Annotated in this window: 16 protein-coding genes and 1 pseudogene; 8 read left to right on the forward strand and 9 right to left on the reverse strand. The window is 73.1% G+C overall.

All coding sequences use genetic code 11. From position 1 onward, the window contains the following. Positions 1-37: 37 nt before the first annotated feature. The 5 genes from ACZ4FV_RS03115 (at position 38) to ACZ4FV_RS03135 (ending at position 5,729) form a co-directional block, all read left to right on the forward strand. Complete coding sequence (locus tag ACZ4FV_RS03115; RefSeq protein WP_395865675.1) at positions 38-388, forward strand: hypothetical protein; 351 nt, start codon at positions 38-40, stop codon at positions 386-388. Between the two features lie 23 nt (positions 389-411). Then, positions 412-606, forward strand: a complete 195-nt coding sequence (locus ACZ4FV_RS03120; RefSeq protein ID WP_395865676.1) for a DUF2304 domain-containing protein — start codon at positions 412-414, stop codon at positions 604-606. 98 nt (positions 607-704) lie between these two features. Then, on the forward strand, positions 705-2,285 hold the full coding sequence (locus ACZ4FV_RS03125; RefSeq protein WP_465321700.1) for an ATP-binding protein: 1,581 nt from the start codon (positions 705-707) through the stop codon (positions 2,283-2,285). Positions 2,286-2,483: 198 nt separating this feature from the next. Next, entirely contained in the window at positions 2,484-5,003 is a 2,520-nt protein-coding gene (locus ACZ4FV_RS03130; RefSeq protein WP_465321701.1) for an ATP-binding SpoIIE family protein phosphatase, read from the forward strand. 351 nt (positions 5,004-5,354) lie between these two features. Then, the gene (locus ACZ4FV_RS03135) at positions 5,355-5,729 is read left to right on the forward strand and encodes an RNA polymerase-binding protein RbpA (RefSeq protein WP_395865681.1); all 375 of its coding nucleotides are present in this window, start codon (positions 5,355-5,357) and stop codon (positions 5,727-5,729) included. Positions 5,730-5,879: 150 nt separating this feature from the next. On the opposite strand, the gene ACZ4FV_RS03140 is transcribed toward ACZ4FV_RS03135, so the two are convergent. The 4 genes and pseudogenes from ACZ4FV_RS03140 to yczR form a co-directional block, all read right to left on the reverse strand. Next, positions 5,880-6,440, reverse strand: coding sequence for an FxsA family protein (locus tag ACZ4FV_RS03140; protein ID WP_395865683.1), 561 nt, complete (start codon positions 6,438-6,440; stop codon positions 5,880-5,882). A 229-nt stretch (positions 6,441-6,669) separates the two neighbouring features. After that, a pseudogene (locus tag ACZ4FV_RS03145) lies at positions 6,670-7,425 on the reverse strand (polyprenol monophosphomannose synthase); the annotation flags it as partial. Then, entirely contained in the window at positions 7,422-9,185 is a 1,764-nt protein-coding gene (lnt, locus tag ACZ4FV_RS03150; protein WP_395865685.1) for an apolipoprotein N-acyltransferase, read from the reverse strand. The pseudogene ACZ4FV_RS03145 and the gene lnt, both read right to left, overlap by 4 nt. Positions 9,186-10,020: 835 nt before the next feature. After that, positions 10,021-11,508, reverse strand: a complete 1,488-nt coding sequence (yczR, locus tag ACZ4FV_RS03155) for a MocR-like transcription factor YczR (protein ID WP_402232252.1) — start codon at positions 11,506-11,508, stop codon at positions 10,021-10,023. A gap of 102 nt (positions 11,509-11,610) precedes the next feature. On the opposite strand from yczR, the gene yczE reads away from it, so the two are divergent. After that, a complete protein-coding gene (gene yczE / locus ACZ4FV_RS03160) occupies positions 11,611-12,294 on the forward strand; it encodes a membrane protein YczE (RefSeq protein WP_465321703.1) in 684 nt (227 codons plus the stop codon). Between the two features lie 56 nt (positions 12,295-12,350). Here yczE and ACZ4FV_RS03165 read toward each other — a convergent pair whose 3' ends face one another. Continuing rightward, entirely contained in the window at positions 12,351-13,973 is a 1,623-nt protein-coding gene (locus ACZ4FV_RS03165) for an amidohydrolase (RefSeq protein ID WP_465321704.1), read from the reverse strand. A 198-nt stretch (positions 13,974-14,171) separates the two neighbouring features. After that, positions 14,172-14,612: an Lrp/AsnC family transcriptional regulator gene (locus ACZ4FV_RS03170; RefSeq protein ID WP_395865692.1), complete on the reverse strand. Its 441-nt coding sequence runs from the start codon at positions 14,610-14,612 to the stop codon at positions 14,172-14,174. Positions 14,613-14,762: 150 nt separating this feature from the next. Here ACZ4FV_RS03170 and ACZ4FV_RS03175 point away from each other — a divergent pair, with 150 nt between their 5' ends. Further along, positions 14,763-15,728: a hypothetical protein gene (locus ACZ4FV_RS03175; protein ID WP_402232256.1), complete on the forward strand. Its 966-nt coding sequence runs from the start codon at positions 14,763-14,765 to the stop codon at positions 15,726-15,728. Between the two features lie 187 nt (positions 15,729-15,915). Further along, positions 15,916-16,287 (forward strand): hypothetical protein, encoded by a 372-nt coding sequence (locus tag ACZ4FV_RS03180; protein WP_465321705.1) that lies wholly within the window; start codon positions 15,916-15,918, stop codon positions 16,285-16,287. Positions 16,288-16,403: 116 nt separating this feature from the next. Here ACZ4FV_RS03180 and ACZ4FV_RS03185 read toward each other — a convergent pair whose 3' ends face one another. The 3 genes from ACZ4FV_RS03185 to ACZ4FV_RS03195 form a co-directional block, all read right to left on the reverse strand. Continuing rightward, a complete protein-coding gene (locus ACZ4FV_RS03185) occupies positions 16,404-16,895 on the reverse strand; it encodes a MarR family winged helix-turn-helix transcriptional regulator (protein ID WP_395865698.1) in 492 nt (163 codons plus the stop codon). A gap of 186 nt (positions 16,896-17,081) precedes the next feature. Further along, positions 17,082-18,230 carry an acyl-CoA dehydrogenase family protein gene (locus ACZ4FV_RS03190; protein WP_395865701.1) on the reverse strand — a complete coding sequence of 383 codons (1,149 nt, stop codon included), beginning with the start codon at positions 18,228-18,230 and terminating at the stop codon, positions 17,082-17,084. Between the two features lie 215 nt (positions 18,231-18,445). After that, entirely contained in the window at positions 18,446-19,561 is a 1,116-nt protein-coding gene (locus tag ACZ4FV_RS03195; RefSeq protein ID WP_402232262.1) for a M24 family metallopeptidase, read from the reverse strand. Positions 19,562-19,568: the final 7 nt, after the last annotated feature.

A 19,568-nucleotide genomic window follows, 5' to 3' on the forward strand; every position in this document is an offset into this window, starting at 1 on the left:
AGGCCGACCGGCCGGCACCTCGGGGAGAAGCACCCACATGCGCCTGATCCACAAGCGACTGCTGCCCGACCCCCGCGGCACGTCCCCCACCGACCCGAATCCCGAAGCCGGCCCCACCCCCGTCCCCGACCAAGCCCCCGCCCCGGCCGCCCCCGCGGCGCCCACCCTCGTCTCGGTCGTCCGCCGCACCCTGGCCCCCGCCACCCGCGCCGGCACCCCGCAATCGCGCACCTTCCACACCGTGTACGCGATCGCCACCCTCCCCCTGGTGATCGCCCTCCATGCCGCCCTCTGGGCGTTGTCCACCCCCGGGCGCCTCGGCGCCACCGTCCTGATCCTGTACGGCCTCGGCCGCACCGGGATCCTCACCCCGCACCTCACACACTGAGTGCACCGCCCGAAGGAGCACCCATGGTTCTGTCCATCTCCGGCGTCCTGTTGCTCGGCGTCATCGCCTACGTCTTCTTCCGCAAGGACGGGCTGAGAATCCCGCACGCCCTCGTCTGCGCCCTCTTCGGCTTCTACCTGGCCGGCAGTTCGATCGCCCCACACATCACCGCGAGCGGCAACAGCATCGCCAACCTGCTCAGCGGCCTCAATTTCTGACCGCGCCCGTCCCCCACCGCAGCAAGGCCCCAGGCCCCGGCTCGTCCCCCCGAACCGGGGCCTCCCGCCTACCCGTACCAACCCCTCACGGAGACCGCATGTCCCCCGGCCCCAAGTCCCTCGTCACCATCGCCCAGCGCGCCAAGGAGGGCATCGGCAACACCCGCACGCGCGCCCAGCGCATCCACCACCACACCCGCGACACGTTCTCGCCCGTGTTCACCCTCAGCCGAGGGCTGAACCGACAACTCGCGTGGGCGCGCGCGTGGTGGAAGAGCGCTTCGGCGGACAAGCGCAAGGCCGGTGTCGCCGGTGTCGCCGGTGTGTTGCTCGCTCTCTACTTCCTGCCCTACGCCCCGCTGATCGCACTGCTGCTGATCCTGGCCGGCGCCGCCTGGCTCGGCCGCGGGGAGAAACCGCCCGCCGAGCCCGCCCCCGACCCCACCGACGTCAAACTCCAGGCCGTCTACAACGGCCTCGTGCCCTATCTCGCCGACGACCACGACCCGGCCCGCCTCTTCCACCCCGGCGGCCCGTACCAGAACGCCTTCCGGCACTGGGAACTCGACGGTGACCGGATCACCCGCCTCGAACTGACCTACAGCCCGTACTTCACCGACGACGACCCCACCGCCCGGGCCCGAATCGAACGTGTGCTCCAGGCCAAGACCGGCCGCGGCCGCGAGTACCTCTACGACTGGGACACCGAGAACAACCACCTCACCGTCGCCGCGCTGCCCCCGCTGCCCTCGGCCGTGCCCGCGCAACACTTCATCACCGCGCCGAGCGAGATCCTGCTCGGCGTCACCGACGCCGGCAGCACCAACCGCCGCGTCCCGATCCGCGTGGACGACACCATCCGGCAACTCCCGCCGGTCATCTGGCGCACCGGCCACCGCAGCACCGACCCGCACCTGCTCGCCGTCGCCGCCCCCGGCGCGGGCAAGTCCAACCTGCTGCGCACCATCGCCCTCCAGGCCGCCCGCGACGGCGACATCGTGATCATCGACGGCAGCGGCTCCGGCGACTACGCCTGCCTGGCCGGTCGCCGCAACATCCTGCGGATCGAGACCGGCTACCACGGCGCGCTGGAGATGCTGACCTGGCTGCGGCACGAGACCGAACGCCGGATCGCCGCCGTCACCCACGCCAAGCAATACGGCACCGCGGTACCGGACAACGCGCGCCGACCGCTGTGGCTGATCCTCGACGAGATCACCGAACTCAGCGATCTCGCCGCCGGACAGGGCAGCACCGACCCGCAGGAACTGCTCGACCTCCCGCTGCGCCTGGGCCGCGCCGCACACGTCGGGGTGATCACCAGCGCCCGGCCCACCCACCTGGACCGACTGCGCCCCGCGCTGATCGCCGACACGCACACCCGCGTCGTGCTGGGCCCGCTGGACCCGGAGACCACGTACACCGTCCTGGGCGCCGCCCCCGGCGTCTCCGGCGGCGAGAGCATGCCCCCCGGCCGCGGCTACATCCGGATCGGCAACGGCCCCGTGGTGCGCATCCAGATCCCGCACACCCCCGACCCGCTGGAGGAGGACACCCCCGAGGCCGAGCGCGAGCGCCTGCTCGCCCTGCTCCCCCGGCACACCGACACCCTGCCCGTCGACGCGCCCGCGATCTCGCTCGCCAAGGCCCCCGAACGCGAGCCCGAGCCCACCGGCTGACCCCGGGCGCGGCACCGCGCCGACCCGCGCCGACTCGCGCCGACCCGGCGTCCACCCTCGCGAAGGCCCCCGAGCAGCCGCGCTCGGGGGGCCTCGACGCATGGTCACGTCACCACCAAATACCCAAAACGCACCACTCCGCCCGCACCCTCGCGCCATGATGGGGGCCCGCACCCCCACGGAGGACGTGGACGCCCAGTGTTCGACCTCGCCAACTTCACCGTCAGCGACATGGTCGTGTGCAGCTCCGAACTGCGCCAGGTCACCGCCGATTCGGCCACCACCGAGGACGCGGCCCGCGCGATCGTGCGACACCTGCGCACCACCTTCCGCGACCCGCTCACCGGGCAACCCCAACTCGTCCTCGCCCGCCTGTTCCAGACCATGCCCTGGCGCAACCTCACCCCCGACCTGGAACAGTGCGCGCTGCGCCGGCAGCCCGGCCTCACGCCGCACCCCGACCTGCGCTGCCTGACCCTGCTGGCCACCACCGGCGACCACCCGGACTGGCGTGACCGCACCCGCTCGCGGCACCACCAAGTGGTCGCCTTCCCCAGCGCCGAGGCGGTCCGCCGGGCGCCGATGATCAGCGCCATGCTCGAGCAACTCGGGGTCACCGCCGAGGAGATCGTGGCCGGGCCGCTGCCCACCGACAACGAATGGGACCGGCACGACATCCACCACATCGCGGACGCGCTCACCAGCAGCGCCGTCCCGGACAAGGAGTTCATCCGGGCGAGCGGGATAAAATCCGTGGTCGGCTACGCCGGCAAGCTCCCCGACGGCGAACTGTTCACCGTGCTGATGTTCACCCGCGTCCACGTTCCGGCCCGGATCGCCGAACTCTTCCGCACCGTCGCGGTGTCCACCCGCCTGGCCCTGCTCCCGCTCAACACCGCGCCCCTGTTCGCCGGCGGCCCCGGCCGGCCCACCCCCACCACGCACGTCGCCGCCGCCCGCCTGGACGCCCTGGAACAACTCCTGGCCGCCCACGAGGGCACCACCGCGCAACAGGCCCTGGTCGCCGAGGACGCCCGCGACCGGGTCCGCTCGCAGCAGGAGCAACTCGCCCACAAACAGCGCCGACTCGACCAGGAGACCCGGATCGTCGAGACGCTCTACCGCGTCGGCCAGAAACTCACCCGCGAGCTCAATCTCGAACGCCTCGTGCAAGCCGCCACCGACGCCGCCACCTCGGTGATCGCCGCCGAGCACGGCATCTTCCGCTACATCGACTACGACACCGGCGGCGTCGCGGACACCCGCTACGCCGTCACCAGCCCCGACCCCACGCTGATCGACCGCCTGCCCCGACCGCGACCCTCCCTCGCCGCGCGCAGCCGACCGCAGACCACCGCCGCCCCGCCGGCCACCGTGCGCCGCGGCGACCTCACCGAAGACCCCGCCGCCACACACCTGTTGCCCTACCGGGTGAGCCCCGACGGACAGCCCCCCGTACGCAGCCTGCTGACCATCCCGGTCACCACCGCGACCGGCGAGGACCTGGGCGCCTTCTCCTTCTGCCATACCCGGGCCGACGTGTTCACCGAACGCGACGAACAACTCGCCCTGGGCATCGCCGCGCAGGCGGCCACCGCGATCGAGAACGCCCGGCTGTTCCGCAGCGTGCGCGACACCGCCGTCGAACTCCAGCGCAGCCTGCTCCCGCAGGTCCCGCCCGACCTGGACGAACTCAACATCGCCTTCCGCTACCTGCCCGGCGCCAAGGGCCAACAGGTGGGCGGCGACTGGTTCGACGTGATCCCGCTGTCCGCCGGCCGAATCGCCCTGGTGGTCGGCGACGTGATGGGTCGAGGTCTGCAGGCCGCCGCCGTGATGGGCCAACTCCGGGCCGCGGTACGGGCGTACTCGGTGATGGACCTGCCGCCCGCGCAGGTCATGCGGCATCTCAACCGGCTGGTGACCGGGCTCGGCGGCGAAGACCAGATCATCACGTGCGTGTACGCCGTCTACGACCCCGGCGACGCCACCATCCACTGGTCCAACGCCGGCCACCTGCCACCGGCCCTGATCGGCGCCGACGGCAAGGTCGAACTCCTGGAGGACGACCTGGGCGTACCGCTCGGCCTGGACGGCACCGCGTTCGAGGACGCGGTGGTCGGCTTCGACACCGGCGACCAACTGCTCCTGTACACCGACGGCCTGGTCGAATCGCACGACGCCTCGCTCACCGACCGCCTGCAGGAACTCACCAAGCACATCGACAGCACCACCGGCGGCGCCTACAACGTCGCCGACGTCGCCGACCTGCTCGCCAAGACCATGCTCACCGGCCAGGAACCCGACGACGTCGCGCTGCTGCTGGTCCGTGCCCGACACAGCGTCGAGCGCACCGCCGGCCTCGACCTGCCGCCCACGCCGCGCTCCGCGCGCGAGGCCCGCGACTTCGTCCGCGCCACGCTGGGCCGCTGGGAGCTGGCCGAGCACAGCGACACCACCTGCTCGGTGGTCACCGAACTCGTCTCCAACGCCGCCGAGCACGCCCGCACCCCGATGGAGCTCAGGCTCCGGCACCACCCGGGCCGGCTGATCGTCGAGGTGGTCGACCACGACGGCCGACTGCCCAAGGAGATCGCCTCTCCCGGCCACGACGAGCGGCACCGGGGGTTGTGCATCGTGGCCGGCCTGACCACCGACTGGGGCGTGCGTCCCACCGACACCGGGAAGATCGTCTGGGCCGAGATCCGCGATCGTTGAGGCCCACCACGGCCCCGGTCGGCGAACCCACCCGCCACGCCCCTACCACCCGCACCGGGCGCGGTCGCCCGACACCGGCCGCTCGGGTCGGCGCGCATTCGCTGTGCGTGGCGGCGCGCGTTCCGGGCAGGCGTACCCTCGGCGACCCCGGGCCGTTCAGGCGAGTTTTATGTCACTTTCCACCGTCGATGTGGTGAATCATCCGTTTTCGGGTAGCTACTCACCGTCACGGCCCCCGATCGCCCCCTCCGCCCCCTCGGTCGGGAATCTTCGGGGCCCGTCACGCGTTCTGCAATCGGACGAGACAGCAAGACCTGTCGATGTGGGTTGACAAGCCAGGAGGCACGATTCATGAGTGAGCGAGCTCTCCGCGGCACACGCCTTGGCGCCACCAGCTACGAGACCGATCGCGGTATCGATCTGGCGCCGCGTCGCACCGTGGAATACGACTGCCCCCGGGGGCACCGCTTCGAGATGCCGTTCTCCGTCGAGGCGGAGATCCCTTCGACGTGGGAGTGCCGCAGCTGCGGTGCCATCGCGCAGTTGGTGGATGGCGCGCCGCCGGAGGAGAAGAAGAACAAGGCCACACGTACGCACTGGGACATGCTCATGGAGCGGCGTACCCGGGAAGAGCTGGAAGAGGTCCTCGCCGAGCGCCTCGCCGTACTGCGGTCGGGTGGGATCAATCTCCACCACGATCCGCGCAACAACCGCAAGAGCGCCTGAGCGAGCACCGCGCGAGCCCGCTCCGGGCGCGTGCGGATCCCGTCGACAGGTGGCACCGACGCCCGGGGCGCCGACGATCTCACGATCGTGGCGCCCCGGGCGTCGTGCTGTCTGCGAACGCCGCCCTCGAGGTCGCGGGGCCCCGAAGCCTCAGGGCAGTTCGCGCGGCGGCGCCGGCGGGTCGTCGTCGCGGCGCTCGTCCGGATCGATCACCTCGCCGCGCACGATCTTGCCGTCCGGGCGGTGGATCCGGGCGTCCCGCACCGCGCCCGAGAACCTCGGACTGTTGGCCACCTTCGCGGCCACCACTGTGCCGATCAGGCGCCGGATCAGCGGCCGGGTGAACGGCAGCACACACAGCAGGCCCAGTGCGTCGGTGATGAACCCGGGGATGATCAGCAGGATGCCGCCGAGGATGACCACGCCCGCGTCGGCGGCGGCCTTGGTCGCCTCCTTGCCCTGGGCCGCGAGCACGGTCGGGTCGCTCTGGCTCTGGCGCTGGGCCTGTTCACCGAGCTCGCGCAGCCGGGTCAGCACCCGGCGGCCCTCGTAGCGGATCACCAGTGAGCCCAGCGCGACGCCGGCCAGGATCAGCAGGAACGTCCGGCCCGCGCCGATCTCGCTGCCGACCAGACTGATCACGTAGATCTCGGCCAGTGGCAGGGCGACGATCGGCAGGAGCGTGGCCGCTCGGCGCAGCGGGGTGCTCACGCGATCACTTCCTCGGCGAGGTGGTACCGGTGGTGCCGGTAGTGCTCGAGGTGTCGGCGGCCTCGGCGGTGTCGGGAGATCCGGCGGATTCGGCGGTATCGACCGCTCCGGTGGCTCCCGCGGTGCCGGTGGCTCCGGTGCCCGGCGCGTCGTGGCCCTCGCGCGCGCTGTCGACCCTGCTCGCGCCCTCGGCGCCGCCCTCGATGCCTGCCGCCGCCTCCGGGGTGGCTTCGTCGGGGTACTTGCCGACCCGACGGCCGACGCCCCACGCGGTGACCCGCCACAGCGCCTCGGCGACGATCGAGTTGCTCATCTTGCTGTTGCCGCGCTCGCGTTCGATGAACGTGATCGGCACCTCCAGGACGCGGTAGCCCTTGCGGATCGCCCGCCAGGCCAGGTCCACCTGGAAGCAGTAGCCCTGGGAGGCGACCTCGTCCAGACCGATGCCGAGCAGGGTGTCCTTGCGGAACGCCCGGAAGCCGCCGGTGACGTCGTGGATGTCGACGCCGAGCATCAGGCGCGAGTAGGTGCTGCCGCCCCTGGAGATGAGCTTGCGGTGTCCGGGCCAGTTGACCGCGCCGCCGCCGGGGACCCAGCGCGAACCGAGCACCAGGTCCGCGTCCCGTACCGCTTCGAGCAGGCGCGGGAGTTGTTCGGGCTGGTGCGAACCGTCGGCGTCCATCTCCACCAGGATGTCGTAACCGCGGTCGATGCCCCAGCGGAAGCCCGCGATATAGGCGGCGCCCAGACCCTCCTTGCCGGCCCGGTGCATGACCTGGACGTGCGGGTCGTGCTCGGCGAGGGTGTCCGCGATGTCGCCGGTGCCGTCGGGGCTGTTGTCGTCGGCGATCAGCACGTCGACGTCGGGCACGGCGGCCCGCAGGCGGGAGACGATCGGCTCGATGTTCTCCGATTCGTTGTAGGTGGGGATGATGACGAGCACCTTGCCGAGGTCGGCGAAGCTGGTCTGCTCGCTGTCGGTCACATCATCTCCTTGATGGCGTTGGCGTCGGCGAGGGTGTCGACGCCGGCGTCGGCTGTGGTCGGCTGGATGCCGGGGGTGTTGACTGTCCGGGCCTGGCGCCGACGGCGGAGGATGCCGTACGCGCAGGCGAGAAGACCGACGATAGCCAGGATCCACTCGGGAGCCGAACCGAGTCGGGTGGCCGGCGTGCGGTCGTCGCGCAGCGGCACGTCCATGACCAGCGTGTCGGCGGTGAATTCGCGGGTGCGTTCGACCACTTTTCCATCCGGCATGACGATCGCGCTGATCCCGGAGGTGGCCGCGATGAGCACCGCGCGGCCGTGCTCGATCGCGCGCAGCCTGGACATCGCGAGTTGCTGCTCGGGCTGGCCGCTGCGGCCGTAGGTGGCGTTGTTGGTCTGCACGACCAGCACCCGGCCACCGTGCGTGACCGCCTCGCGGGTGACGTTGTCGTAGGCGATCTCGAAGCAGATCACGTCGCCGATCCGGGCCGGGCCCAGTTGCATGACGCCGACGGTCTTGCCGGGGTAGAAGTCGCGCGGGACGCGTTCGAGCCGGCTGATGAACTTGGTGAGCAGTTCGCGCATCGGGATGTACTCGCCGAACGGCACCGGGTGGCGCTTGGTGTAGGAGGCGCCGGGTCCGGTGACCGGGTCCCACACGATGCCCTGGTTCTGGATGTGTGTGGCGTCGGGGCCGGCGACCAGGACGCCGGTGAGCACGGGGACGCCGATGTCCTTGACCGCGCCGTCGATCGCCACGTACGCGTCGCGCTCCTCGAACGGGTTCAGGTCCGAGGAGTTCTCCGGCCAGATCACCAGTTCGGGCTTCCTGACCTTGCCCGCGCGCACGTCGGCGGCGAGCTTGTGGGTCTCGCGGACGTGGTTGTCCAGGACCGCGCGCCGCTGGCCGAGGAAGTCCAGGCCGGTGCGCGGGACGTTGCCCTGGATCACCGCGATGGTCGCGCTGTCCGGGCCCGCGGCGTCGCCCTCGGTGGGGATGGGGACCGCGTAGGCGCTCGCGGGGATGGCGATCGCCAGGCCGATGGCGCCCAGGGCGAGCGGCACGGCGGCACGCGGCGTACGCGCGACCTCGGGGCCCGACTCGGCGATCTCGTCCGCGGACGCGGTGTATCGGGCGTACAGGCGCAGCCCGGCCCAGCCGAGCAGGGCGCCGGTGAGCGCGACGGCGAAGGTCACCCCGGGTGCGCCGGCGAGCGCGGCGATCGGGGTGAACGGCGTCGCGGTGTTGGCGAAGGCCAGTCGACCCCAGGGGAAGCCGCCGAACGGGACGCGGTCGCGCACCAGTTCCTCCGCGACCCACAGGCACGCGGTCCACAGCGGCCACAACCGCAGTCGGCCGATCAGGGTGAGCGCGGCGGCCAACGCGGCGATGTACAGCGCCTGCACCACCGACAGCACGATCCACGCGTCCGGCCCGACCACGCGCAGCCACTTGAGCAGCCACAACATGAACGGCAGGCCGAACAGCAGGCCGTAGCCGAAGCCGGTGCGGGTGCGTTGCCCGTGCACCGCGACGGTGAGCACGGCGACCGCGAGCACGCTCAGCGGCCAGATGTCGTACGGCGGGAACGCGAGCGCCAGCAGCAGGCCGCTGATCAGCGCGTAGGCCGGGCGGGCGGGCTTGCGGTAGATGCTCACGGCGGTGGCCCGGGTGCGTCGGAAACGCCGCCTGCGGGCGGGCGCCGAGACCGGGGGCGGGGCGCCCTCGGGCACTGTGGCGCTGTCGAGCTGCGGCACCGTGGGGCCCCCTCGCTGGGTCGTCGCTGATCACTGCTGCCGGCTTCGGCACGGAGTTGCGCCGGTCGGGTGATGCAGTGACGTTACAACGTTCGAGGTGGGTGAGCGGTTTCGGATCGTTCTCGACAGTGCGGTGGGGGCAGCGGGAGCTCGGTCGCCCTTCGGGCCGGCCCCGGACCGGCTGGCTGTCGGTCGCGGTGGTCGTTGTCTACTGGGCGACCGGGCTCTGCCGCGGTCTCACCTTCCGGCGCGGGGTGTGCTCGCGTCCGGCGGGGCGGCTGCACGGGTGCCGCTCTGCCGTTCGTGGCCGCGTGGGGCGGCCTCCCGGGCACGTGTCACGTCGGTTCCGGACCTGGCGCCCGGTGGCTGTGCCACCTGTGGCCCGGAGGCGTGCGCGTGCTCGGGGAGGGTGTTCTCCTGCCGGTCGTCCTGCGGTGGACCGGGTCGAACGTACTGGGCGATGCGGGCGCGGTGTCAACATCGCACTGACCTGCACGGATGCGGTATCGGTGCAGGTCAGGACCCGGGGTGGTGCGCCACTGGTGTGGGTGGTGTGCGCCCACCAGGTGGCGCAATCGTTCCCCTAATGGGTCTCCTCGCGGCTTCCGCACCCCTTGCGCACGTGCGTCGCGCCCCCGATCGCGATCCGGACCCGACCCGATCGTGAGCCGGTGCCGGCCCGTTCCCGGCCGGTGTCGGGGCGGCGGGGACGTCGGCGTGTCGCGCGTTGCGGGCTTCCCGGGTTGTTGTACACGGGTCGGGGCCCGACGCGCGAGCGAGACCCCGGCTTACGTTCACCCACATCGGTGCATCCGGTCACCGCCGGCACCTCGGTTCAGGCCACGCAGGGTGCTCCGGAGAAGCCCGCGTAGGCGCCGGGTCGGCTGCGCTCGGTCTCCCCCACCGCCGTGGCAAGCCGGCGGATCGCCTCGGTCAGCGTCGCCGGATCGTGCGCGTACGGCAGTCGCACGTGGTGCTCGAAGGTGCCGTCGGTGCCGAAGTGGGTGCCCGCCGCGATCCGCACGCCGTGGCGCGCCGCCGCCTCGGTCAGGGACAGGCTGGACGTCCCGTCGGTGCGCACCCACAACGACAGCCCGCCCACCGGCATCGCGAAGGTCCAGTTCGGCAGGCGGTCGGTGAGCGCGTCGGCGAGGGCGCCTCGGGCGGTGCGCAGCGCGGGCAGCCGGCTCTCCAGGATGGTGTCCTCGTGGTCGGTGATCAGGTGGTGGGTGACCAGTTGGTCCAGCACCGGCGCGCCGACGTCGAAGGACGCGCGGGTGGCCGCGATCCGCCGGACCAGGTCCGGGGTGGCCCGGATCCAGCCGATCCGCAACCCGCCCCAGAAGGTCTTCGACGTCGAGCCGATGGTGACCACGTTGTTGGTCCGGTCGAACGCGGCCATCGGCAGCGGCCGGTCGCTCGGGTCGATGTCCAGGGCCAGGTCGAAGCACGTCTCGTCGACGATCAGCGTGGTCCCGGTGTTGCGCGCCAGGTCCACCAGGGTGCGTCGGATGCCCGCGTCGGCGAGGTGGCCGGTCGGGTTCTGGTAGTCCGGGATCAGGTAGGCCAGTCGGGGCGCGGCGGTGCGCAGCGTGTCGCGCCAGGTCTCCGGGTCCCACCCGGTGTCCGTCATCGGCACCGGGACCAGCCGGTTCCCGGCCTGCCGGATGGCGTCCAGCACGTTGGCGTACGTGGGCGATTCCACCGCGACCCGGTCGCCGGGGCCGGCCAGCGTGCGCAGGACCAGGGTGACCGCGGCGAGCGCGCCGGGGGTGACCAGGATCTGGTCGGGCGTGGTGGGTACGCCGCGCCGGGTGTAGCGCTGGGCCAGCGTGTCGCGCAGGACCGGCAGGCCGCCGGGCAGGTAGCCGTGGCCGGTGGTGTAGGTGGGCAGCGAGTCGGTGGCGTCGGCGACCGCCTGGTGCAGGGCCCGGCCGGGGCCGGGCAGGGCGGCGACGCCGAGGTCGATCACGCCGGTGGTGGTGCTCGGGCTCAATCCCTTGGTGGGGATCTCCGTGTGCGTGCCGGGCAGGGTGGTCCAACTGCCGGAGCCGCGCCGGCTGGTCAGGTAGCCGTCGGTGCGCAGGAGTTCGTACGCGGCGGCGACCGTGGTGCGGCTGATGCCGAGTCGGTCGGCGAGGCCGCGCTCGGCGGGCAGGCGCGCGGTCAGCGGGATCCGACCGTCCAGGAGCAGCGCGCGGATGCGATCGGCCAGCGTGCGGTACGCCGGCCCGGTGCGCGCCGCGGACTGGGTCGTGGTGGTCCAGGGGTGCAGGAGGTCGGCGAGGCGGGTGCTGCTGACGGTCAGGTGAGGCGCGCTCATCAGTCCACTCCTGTCGAATTGGCTATGGATCCGTGATCCGGTGTCGGCGATTCTTTCACCGTTGGCTCTTTTTTGGCAGTCCGGTAAAGAACGAGGTGCACGGTGGCTTGGTCGTGGGTCCGGCGCTTGGTCCAGTTGTATGCGGGGCTCACGCTCTACGGGTTCAGCATGGCGCTGATGATCCGGGCCGAGTTGGGCCTGGATCCGTGGGACGTGTTCCATCAGGGCCTCGCGGAGCGCACCGGATGGAGTTTCGGCGTGGTGACGATCGTGGTCGGCGCCGCGGTACTGCTGCTGTGGTGGCCGATGCGGCAGCGCCCGGGCCTGGGCACGGTGAGCAACGTGTTCGTTATCGGCATCGCGGTGGACGCGTCGCTGCGGTGGCTGCCCACGCCGGAAGCGTTGGGTTGGCGAGCGGCCTTCCTGGTCTTCGGGGTGGTCCTGAACGCGGTGGCCGGCGGCGCCTACATCGGCGCGCGACTGGGCCCGGGGCCCCGGGACGGCCTGATGACCGGGCTGGTGCGGCGGACCGGCCGCTCGGTGCGGCTGGTCCGGACCGGCATCGAGGTCACGGTGCTGGCGGTGGGCTTCGTACTGGGCGGGTCGATCGGCCTGGGCACCGTGGTGTACGCGCTGGCGATCGGGCCGCTGGTGCAGGTCTTCCTGCCCCTGCTGACCGTCCCGGAGCGACCGCGGGCGGCCGAGGCCGGGCCCGGCGCGGCGGGGGCGGCGGGATCGGCCGGGCCGGGCCGGCACGGGACGCCGGAGCCGGCCCCGGCCGGTTAGGGCGGGTCCCGGGACGGACCCCGGGGCCGCTCCGGGGTCGGCGTCCGCGATCGTGCTCACGCCTGGTCGAGAGCTCCCTCGGCCGTGTACACCGCGGTGCCTCGCACCGCCGTCCGCAGGCAGCGCGGCAACGGCAGGTCGGGGGCCACGTCGGGCAGCCCCGGGGTGCCCGAGCGCGGGTCGGTGGACCAGCCGGAGAGCCGGCTGTCCGGTGCCTGCACGACCAGTTCGGTGGTGTCCCACACCGCGTAGGTGGCGGGTGCGCCGGGCACCAGGACGCCGGCGTCGTCCCGGCCGACCGCGCGGTGGCCGCCTCGGGTGTGCGCGGCGAACGCGGCGCGCACGCTGATGCGTTGCTCCGGGGTGCGGTGGAAGGCGGCGGCGCGCACCGTGCCCCACGGGTCGAGCGGGGTCACCGGTGCGTCCGACCCGAACGCGAGCGGTACACCGGCGGCGCTCAGTGCGGCCAACGGGTTCATCAGCGCGGCGCGTTCGGCGCCCAGACGGCGGACGTACATGCCGTCCGGGCCGCCCCACGCGGCGTCGAAGGCGGGCTGTACGGAGGCGGTCAGGCCCAGTTCGGCGAAGGCCGCGACGGCTTCGGCGTCGAGCAGTTCGGCGTGTTCGACGCGGTGTCGCAGCGCGCGGAAGGCCGCGCCGTGCGGGCCCTGGATCAGCGCGCGGGCGGCGGCGGTGACCGCGCCGATCGCGGCGTCGCCGATCGCGTGGAAGCCGGCCTGGATGCCCGCTTGGGTGCACGCGGCGAGGTGCTCGGCGACCTGCTCGGCCGCCAGGTGGGTCAGGCCGGTGCCGGCGCCGGGGTCGTCGGAGTAGGGCGCGTGCAGGCACGCGGTGTGCGAGCCGAGCGAGCCGTCGATGAACAGGTCGCCGCCCAGTCCGTGCGCGCCCAGGTCGGCGCGCAGCGTGCGGGCGTGCTCGGCGTCGGCGGCGAGCGCGCCCCAGTAGCCGACCACGTCCGGGCCGGCCTCGTCCCGGGCCAGGGCCAGCAGCGCCCGGAAGTCGGCCTCGCCGGCGATCTCCGGCCCGCCGCACTCGTGCAGCGTGCCGATGCCCAGCGCCGCAGCCCGGGCCCGCGCGACCCGCTGCGCGGCGACTCGATCGGCCGCGGTCAGCGCGGCGTTCGCGGCGGCCCGCGCGACGTGGTGCACGGTGCCCGCCAGGGGCGCGTCGCCGTGCTCGCCCGGGACCAGCGCGAGCAACGCGGGCGAGCACGCCGCGGAGTGCACGTCGATCCGGGAGAGGTAGACGGTGGCGCCGCCGGTGGCCCGGTCCAACTCGGCCGGGGTGGGCGGCCGTCCCTCGGGCCACGCGCTGTCGTCCCAGCCGTGCCCGAGCAGCACGTGGCCGGCTCCGTACAGGCCGCGCCGCTTGGCGTGGTCCTCCAGCGCCGAGAGCGCGTACGTCAACGAGGGCGCGCCGGTCAGGTCCAGGCCGGTCAACACGAGGCCGGTCGCGGTGGCGTGCACGTGCGCGTCCACGAACGCGGGGGTGACCAGGGCGCCCGCGAGGTCGAGCACCGCGTCGACGGCGTCGACATGGGCCGCGGCGGCCCCCTCGGCGCCGATCCAGGCGATGGTGTCGTTCTCGACGACCATGGCGGTCGCGAAGGGATCGGCCGGACTGTGCACGGCGCCGTTGCGCAGGAGGAGCGTGGTCATGGGCACCAGTGTGGCCCGCCCGGATCGAACCCCGAGCCGGAGGTCACCCCTTCGGGCGTGTGACCCGCGCCGCGCACACCCGCTCGGGTCCGGGCTGCTTCGTCGACGGCCGCCCCCGCGCGCTCCCCCGGATCGGCGCGGGCGGTCCGCCGGCGATCGCTCGGGCGGTTGATTCGGGTTCGGCGCGGGCGGATCCGCTCAGAATCGGGGCGCGCGGGCCTCGTAGGGCGTCGACAACACCACCGTCGTACGGGTGGACACGCCCGCCTGGAGCCGGATCCGGGCCAGCAGCGTCTCCAGGTCGCCGGGGGTGGCGACGCGGACCTTGAGGATGTAGCTCTCGTCGCCCGCCACGCTGTGGCACGCCTCCAGCTCCTCGAGGTCCGCCAGGCGCTCGGGAGCGTCGTCCGGGGCGCTGGGGTCAATCGGCTTGACCGAGATGAACGCGGTCAACGGCAGCCCGATGGCCTCGGTGTCGACCACGGCGGCGTAGCCGCGGATGACCCCGCGTTGTTCGAGTCGGCGCACACGCTGGTGTGCGGCCGAGGTGGACAGGCCGGTGGCCTTGCCCAGGTCGGTGTAGCTCATCCGCCCGTCGAGCAGGAGCAGTTTGACGATCTGTCGGTCGAGGTCCTCCACACGATGAACCTATGGCATGGCGACCGCGCGTGGCGCCGTGCGGGCGGTTCGGGGACCTTCGGCGGCCCGGCGGGCGGCGGGGCGCGGCGCGGGCACCGGTGCGGTTGGCGATCGGGGTTGATCGTCGGTGGCCGTGGTTACAGTGCCCCCATGGCCGACCAGGACCGTGCTCCCGCGCTCGATCAGCTCGACCGTGCCCTGCTTCGGGTCACCGCGCGGGCCGACACCTCCGCCGCCCGGGCTCGGCAACTGCGGTGGGTGGTGGGCGAGTTGCGTCGGGCGCTGGTCCAGGAGGGTTTCCCGCCCGAGGCGCGCGCCTCGCTCGCGGCACTGCTGTCCGCCGATCCGATGCGGCGCTATCTGGAGTTGGCGGGCAGCGGCCGGTTGCGCACCCGCACGGTGGCCGGCGACGGCGTCTCGACGACGGCGAGCATTCGGGTGCGGATGGACTGTCTGGAGATCCTGGCCCGGGCCGGATCGGTGCCGATCGCCTTGCCCGAACGCCCCGCGATGCCCGACCTCAAGCCGCCGGTGGGCGCCCGGCAGCGCTCGTTGCTGCTGGACTGGCTGACCGCGCACGCCGATCGCTCCGGCGCCGACCCGGGCCGGGTCCGGCTGTTCGCGCTGATCGGCGTCGTTCTGGACACCGGCGCCCGGGCGGGCGAGTTGTGCGCGCTGCGGTTGACCGACCTGGCGCCCGACGAGCGCACGGTGCGCATCGTGCGGCGCCCGCAGGCGCGCTCGGTCAACCCGGCGGTGACCGAGGTGTTGCCGCTCTCCGGCCCCACCCGCGCGGCGTTGGCACGCTGGTTGGACGTACGCGAGGAACTGGTGCGGCACGTACAGGGGTCGGTGGCCGCGGTGTGGGTGTCGGTACGGGGCAACCACGCCGGGGTGCCGGATCGGGACGGGAACTCCCGGCGCCGACCGGTCGGGATGCCGCTGATGCCGCGCGGGCTCGCCCGCGCCTATACGCGCACGGTGGTGCAGTTGAACGTGGACATGGCCGGGCGGCCGGGATGGGAGCCGATTCCCTATCGGCTGGAGCAGTTGCGCCGGGCGGTCGAGTTCGAGCCCGTGGCGGGGGCGGAGGCCGCGGACGGCACGCGGGTGTGAGCGTGTTCGGCGCGAGCCGACCGGGGCGCGGGCGCGGTACGGCGCGCCGACTCGGCCGGTGGCGATGCCATCCGTTTCGCGCGTCGCGCGAATTGGGCTCGGATGAGTACTGCAACGTTCCGGTCGGGCGCACTATCGTCGGCGGAGCGCGCCGTCACCGCGGCGCTGTGGCGACAGGGGGAGCCCCATGAGTATCGCCGTAGACGTGCCCGCGGGTAAGGGGGCGCGCGGTCCGATCACGGACTTCGACGACGCGTTCGAGTTCGAGCCGGACGGGGACCCGTCCGGCGCCGCGACCGCGCGTCGGGCATGCCCGGAGTGTGCGGTCGTGCTGGTCGTGGACTTGGCCCCTGACGGGGCGACGGTGCCGGATCACGCGGTGTGCCCCAGTGCGCGGGATCCGTTCGGGATACGTTCGTGCCCGGGCTCGGGCGCGGTGTTCGGGGACTCGCTCGACCGGGCCGGCTCCGCGACGCCCGAGCCGCTGCCGCGGCCCGCGGTCACGGTGTTGCCGGCGGGCCTGGACTGGCGGGCCCAGCCGTTCTCGCACACGTTGTGAGCCACCGGGTCCGCTCCGGGCCCGGGCATCGATCCGACCGCCTTCGAAGCCGACCGCATGCGCACGTGGGCCGCCTGCCCTCCCGCGCCGCGTGGGAAGCCGGTCGACCGCACCGCTCACTCCCCGTCGCCGACGGCCCCGCCCTCGTAGGCGCCCATCGTCCGCACGAACATCGCCCGATCCTCGGGTGAGAGCGGGTCGAACGCGCGACGCCAGGCGTCGGCGCCGTTCGCCAGCCAGCTCTCGATCGCGGTCCGGGTCTGCGGGTCCTCGGTGATCGCCACGATCGACCGGCGCCGGTCGTTCGGGTCGGTGTGCCGCTCCAGGACGCCCTGTCGGCCGAGGTCGCTGACCATCAGGCTGACCGTGGTCGGGGCCACCTCGAGCCGCGCGGCCAGGTGGTTGACCGACATCGGGCCGTCGAAGAGCAGGTAGGCCAGCAGCGACAGGTGTCGCGGGGCCAGGTTCATCGACTGCAACCGCTCGGGGATCCGGGTGCGCTTGAGCCGGGCCGCCACCCTCGGCATCAACAACAACATGGCCCGAATCGCCTCGTCCGTGCTCAGGCCGTCCTCGGCCGAGGCCCCCGGGGTACGCTCCGTCGTCACGCCCGCCGCCTCCTCGTCCTCGACTCGCGCGGCTTCGGATGCGAAGCGCGATCCCCCGGATCACGCAACCGTACCCGACCCCCGCCGCCCGATCCGAAAGGCCACAATCCGCCCCGCGCCGAGCAGCCCGCTCCCCGGCGCCGACCCACCCCGGCCCCGGGCCGCCCGCCGGCCGGCGCCCCCGGATCATCCGTTCAGCAGCAAGTCCCGGGCGATGACCATGCGTTGGATCTGATTCGTGCCCTCGACGATCTGCAGGCACTTGGCCTCGCGCAGGTATCGCTCCGCCGGGAAGTCGGTGGTGTACCCGTAGCCGCCCAGGACCTGCACCGCGTCGACCGTCACCCGCATCGCGGCGTCCGTGCAGAAGAGTTTGGCCATCGCCGCCTGGCGGCCGAACGGCAGGCCCGCGTCGCGCAGTCGCGCGGCGGACAGGTACAGCGCGCGGCCCGCCTCGATCGCGGTGGCCATGTCGGCGAGCATGAAGCGGATGCCCTGCTTGTCGGCGATCGGACCGCCGAACTGCGAGCGGTTCTTGGCGTAGTCGCTCGCCAGGTCCAACGCGGCCTGGGCAACGCCGGTGGCACACGCGGCGATGCCCAATCGGCCGCAGTCGAGCGCGGCCAGCGCGATCGGGAAACCCTGGCCCTCGGCGCCGATCCGCCGTTCCGCCGCGACCCGGGCGCCGTCGAGGTGGATCTGCGCGGTGGGCGAGGACCGCATTCCCATCTTGTGCTCGGGCGCGGCGGCGGACAGGCCCGGTGTGTCGGCGTCGACCAGGAACGCGCTGATCCCGCGCGAGCCGTCGGGCGAGGTACGGGCGAGCACGGTATAGAAGTCGGCCACCCCGCCGTGCGTGATCCACGCCTTGGTCCCGGTGAGCACGTACCCGTCGGTCGCGGCCAGTGCCTTGGTGTTCAGCGCCGCGGCGTCCGAGCCCGAGTGCGGCTCGGACAGGCAGTACGCGCCGAGCAGGTCGCCGGACAACATCGCGGGCAGGTGCGTGGCCCGTTGCTCCGGCGTACCGAAGGTCGCGAGCGGGTGACACGCCAGCGTGTGCACCGACACCCCGAGGCCGACCGCCAGCCAGCCGGCGGCGAGTTCCTCGAGCACTTGGAGATAGACCTCGTACGGCTGGTCGCCGCCGCCGTATTCCTCGGCGTACGGCAGCGACAACAACCCGGCGGCGCCCAGGGTCGCGAACACCTCGCGCGGGAAGCGTCCGGCGGCCTCGTCGGCGGCGGCCCGAGGGGCGATCTCGCGGGCGGTGATCTCCCGGGTGAGGTCGAGCAGGGCACGGGACTCGTCGGTGGGCAGAGTGCGCGTCAGGGCCATGGGACGTCCTTCCGTGCGGTCCGGATGTGGCCGGGCCCGGCGGTGGCCGGCGGCGGACCGGGTGGGGTTCGCCCCCCGGCCGTTGCGCACGATCGTACGGCGCCACCCCCGCCCGCGTCCGACACCGACGCGGCCCGCGCCCCGAACGCCGGCCGGCCGCGGCCGGATCCGGGTTCGCGCGCGGCGGGCCGCGGCCGGTGCCACCACGAACAGCCCTACAGCACGGCCAACCCGTGCGGACGCACGTTCATCGGGTCGGCGCCGCTCTCGCCGCAGACCACGATGTCCTCGATGCGTGCGCCGTGCGCACCGGGCAGGTAGATGCCGGGCTCGATCGAAAAGGCCATGCCCGGCTCCAGGGGCAACGTGTTGCCCTGGACGATGTACGGGTCCTCGTGGCTCTCCATGCCGATGCCGTGACCGGTGCGGTGGATGAAGTACTCGCCGTAGCCCGCCTCGGTGATGATGTCGCGACCGACCGCGTCGAGTTGCTCGCAGGTCAACCCGGGCCGGACCGCCGCGAGTTGGGCGGCCTGGGCGCGCTCGAGCACGTCGTAGTAGCGGCGGAACTCGGCGGGCGGTTCGCCGACGCTGTAGGTACGCGTCTCGTCCGAGCAGTAGCCGTCGGCGGTGGTGCCGCCGATGTCGACGACGACCACGTCGCCGGTCTCGATCACCCGGTCGGAGAGTTCGTGGTGCGGGCTCGCGGCGTTGGGGCCGGAGCCGACGATCACGAAGTCCACCCGCACGTGGCCCTCGGCGATGATCGCGTCGGCGATGTCCGCGCCGACCTCGCGCTCGGTGCGGCCCGCCCGGAGCCAGTCGCCCACGCGCGCGTGCACCCGGTCGATCGCCGCGCCGGCCCGGCGCAGCGCCTCCACCTCGGCGGCCGACTTGCGCATCCGCAGTTCGCGCAACACGTCGCCGGCGAGCGACTGTTCGGCGGCGGGCAGAGCGGCGCGGAAGGCGAGCACCTTCTCCGCCCACATGTGGTTGTCCAGGCCGACCCGGGCCACGCCGCGCGGCAGTCGGCCCGCGATCAGCGCGTACGGGTCCTCGGTCTCGCCCCAGCCGGCCACGTCGATGCCCAGCTCTCCCGCGGGCGACGCGAGGGCGGCGGGCTTCTCCAGGCCGGGTACGACGAGGAAGGGTTCGGCGCCGACGGGCACCACCAGGCAGGTCAGGCGCTCCAGCGGAAGCGCCTCGTAGCCGGTGAGATAGCGCAGGTCGGCGCCGGGCGAGATGAGCAGGGCGTCCAGTCCCGCGTCGGCGGCGGCCTTTTGGGCGCGGCCGAGGCGGTCTGTGGGGTGCGGGGCTGCGTCGTGGGTCACGCGCCCA

The organism is Embleya sp. NPDC025285 (assembly GCF_055558835.1).

Excerpts from the sequence above, each read along its gene's own strand:
- ACZ4FV_RS03115 (WP_395865675.1), top strand. The coding sequence starts at position 38 with ATGCGCCTGATCCACAAGCGACTGCTGCCCGACCCCCGCGGCACGTCC.
- ACZ4FV_RS03120 (WP_395865676.1), top strand. The coding sequence starts at position 412 with ATGGTTCTGTCCATCTCCGGCGTCCTGTTGCTCGGCGTCATCGCCTAC.
- ACZ4FV_RS03125 (WP_465321700.1), top strand. The coding sequence starts at position 705 with ATGTCCCCCGGCCCCAAGTCCCTCGTCACCATCGCCCAGCGCGCCAAG.
- ACZ4FV_RS03135 (WP_395865681.1), top strand. The coding sequence starts at position 5,355 with ATGAGTGAGCGAGCTCTCCGCGGCACACGCCTTGGCGCCACCAGCTAC.
- yczR (WP_402232252.1), bottom strand. The coding sequence starts at position 11,508 with ATGAGCGCGCCTCACCTGACCGTCAGCAGCACCCGCCTCGCCGACCTC.
- ACZ4FV_RS03165 (WP_465321704.1), bottom strand. The coding sequence starts at position 13,973 with ATGACCACGCTCCTCCTGCGCAACGGCGCCGTGCACAGTCCGGCCGAT.
- ACZ4FV_RS03175 (WP_402232256.1), top strand. The coding sequence starts at position 14,763 with ATGGCCGACCAGGACCGTGCTCCCGCGCTCGATCAGCTCGACCGTGCC.
- ACZ4FV_RS03180 (WP_465321705.1), top strand. The coding sequence starts at position 15,916 with ATGAGTATCGCCGTAGACGTGCCCGCGGGTAAGGGGGCGCGCGGTCCG.
- ACZ4FV_RS03190 (WP_395865701.1), bottom strand. The coding sequence starts at position 18,230 with ATGGCCCTGACGCGCACTCTGCCCACCGACGAGTCCCGTGCCCTGCTC.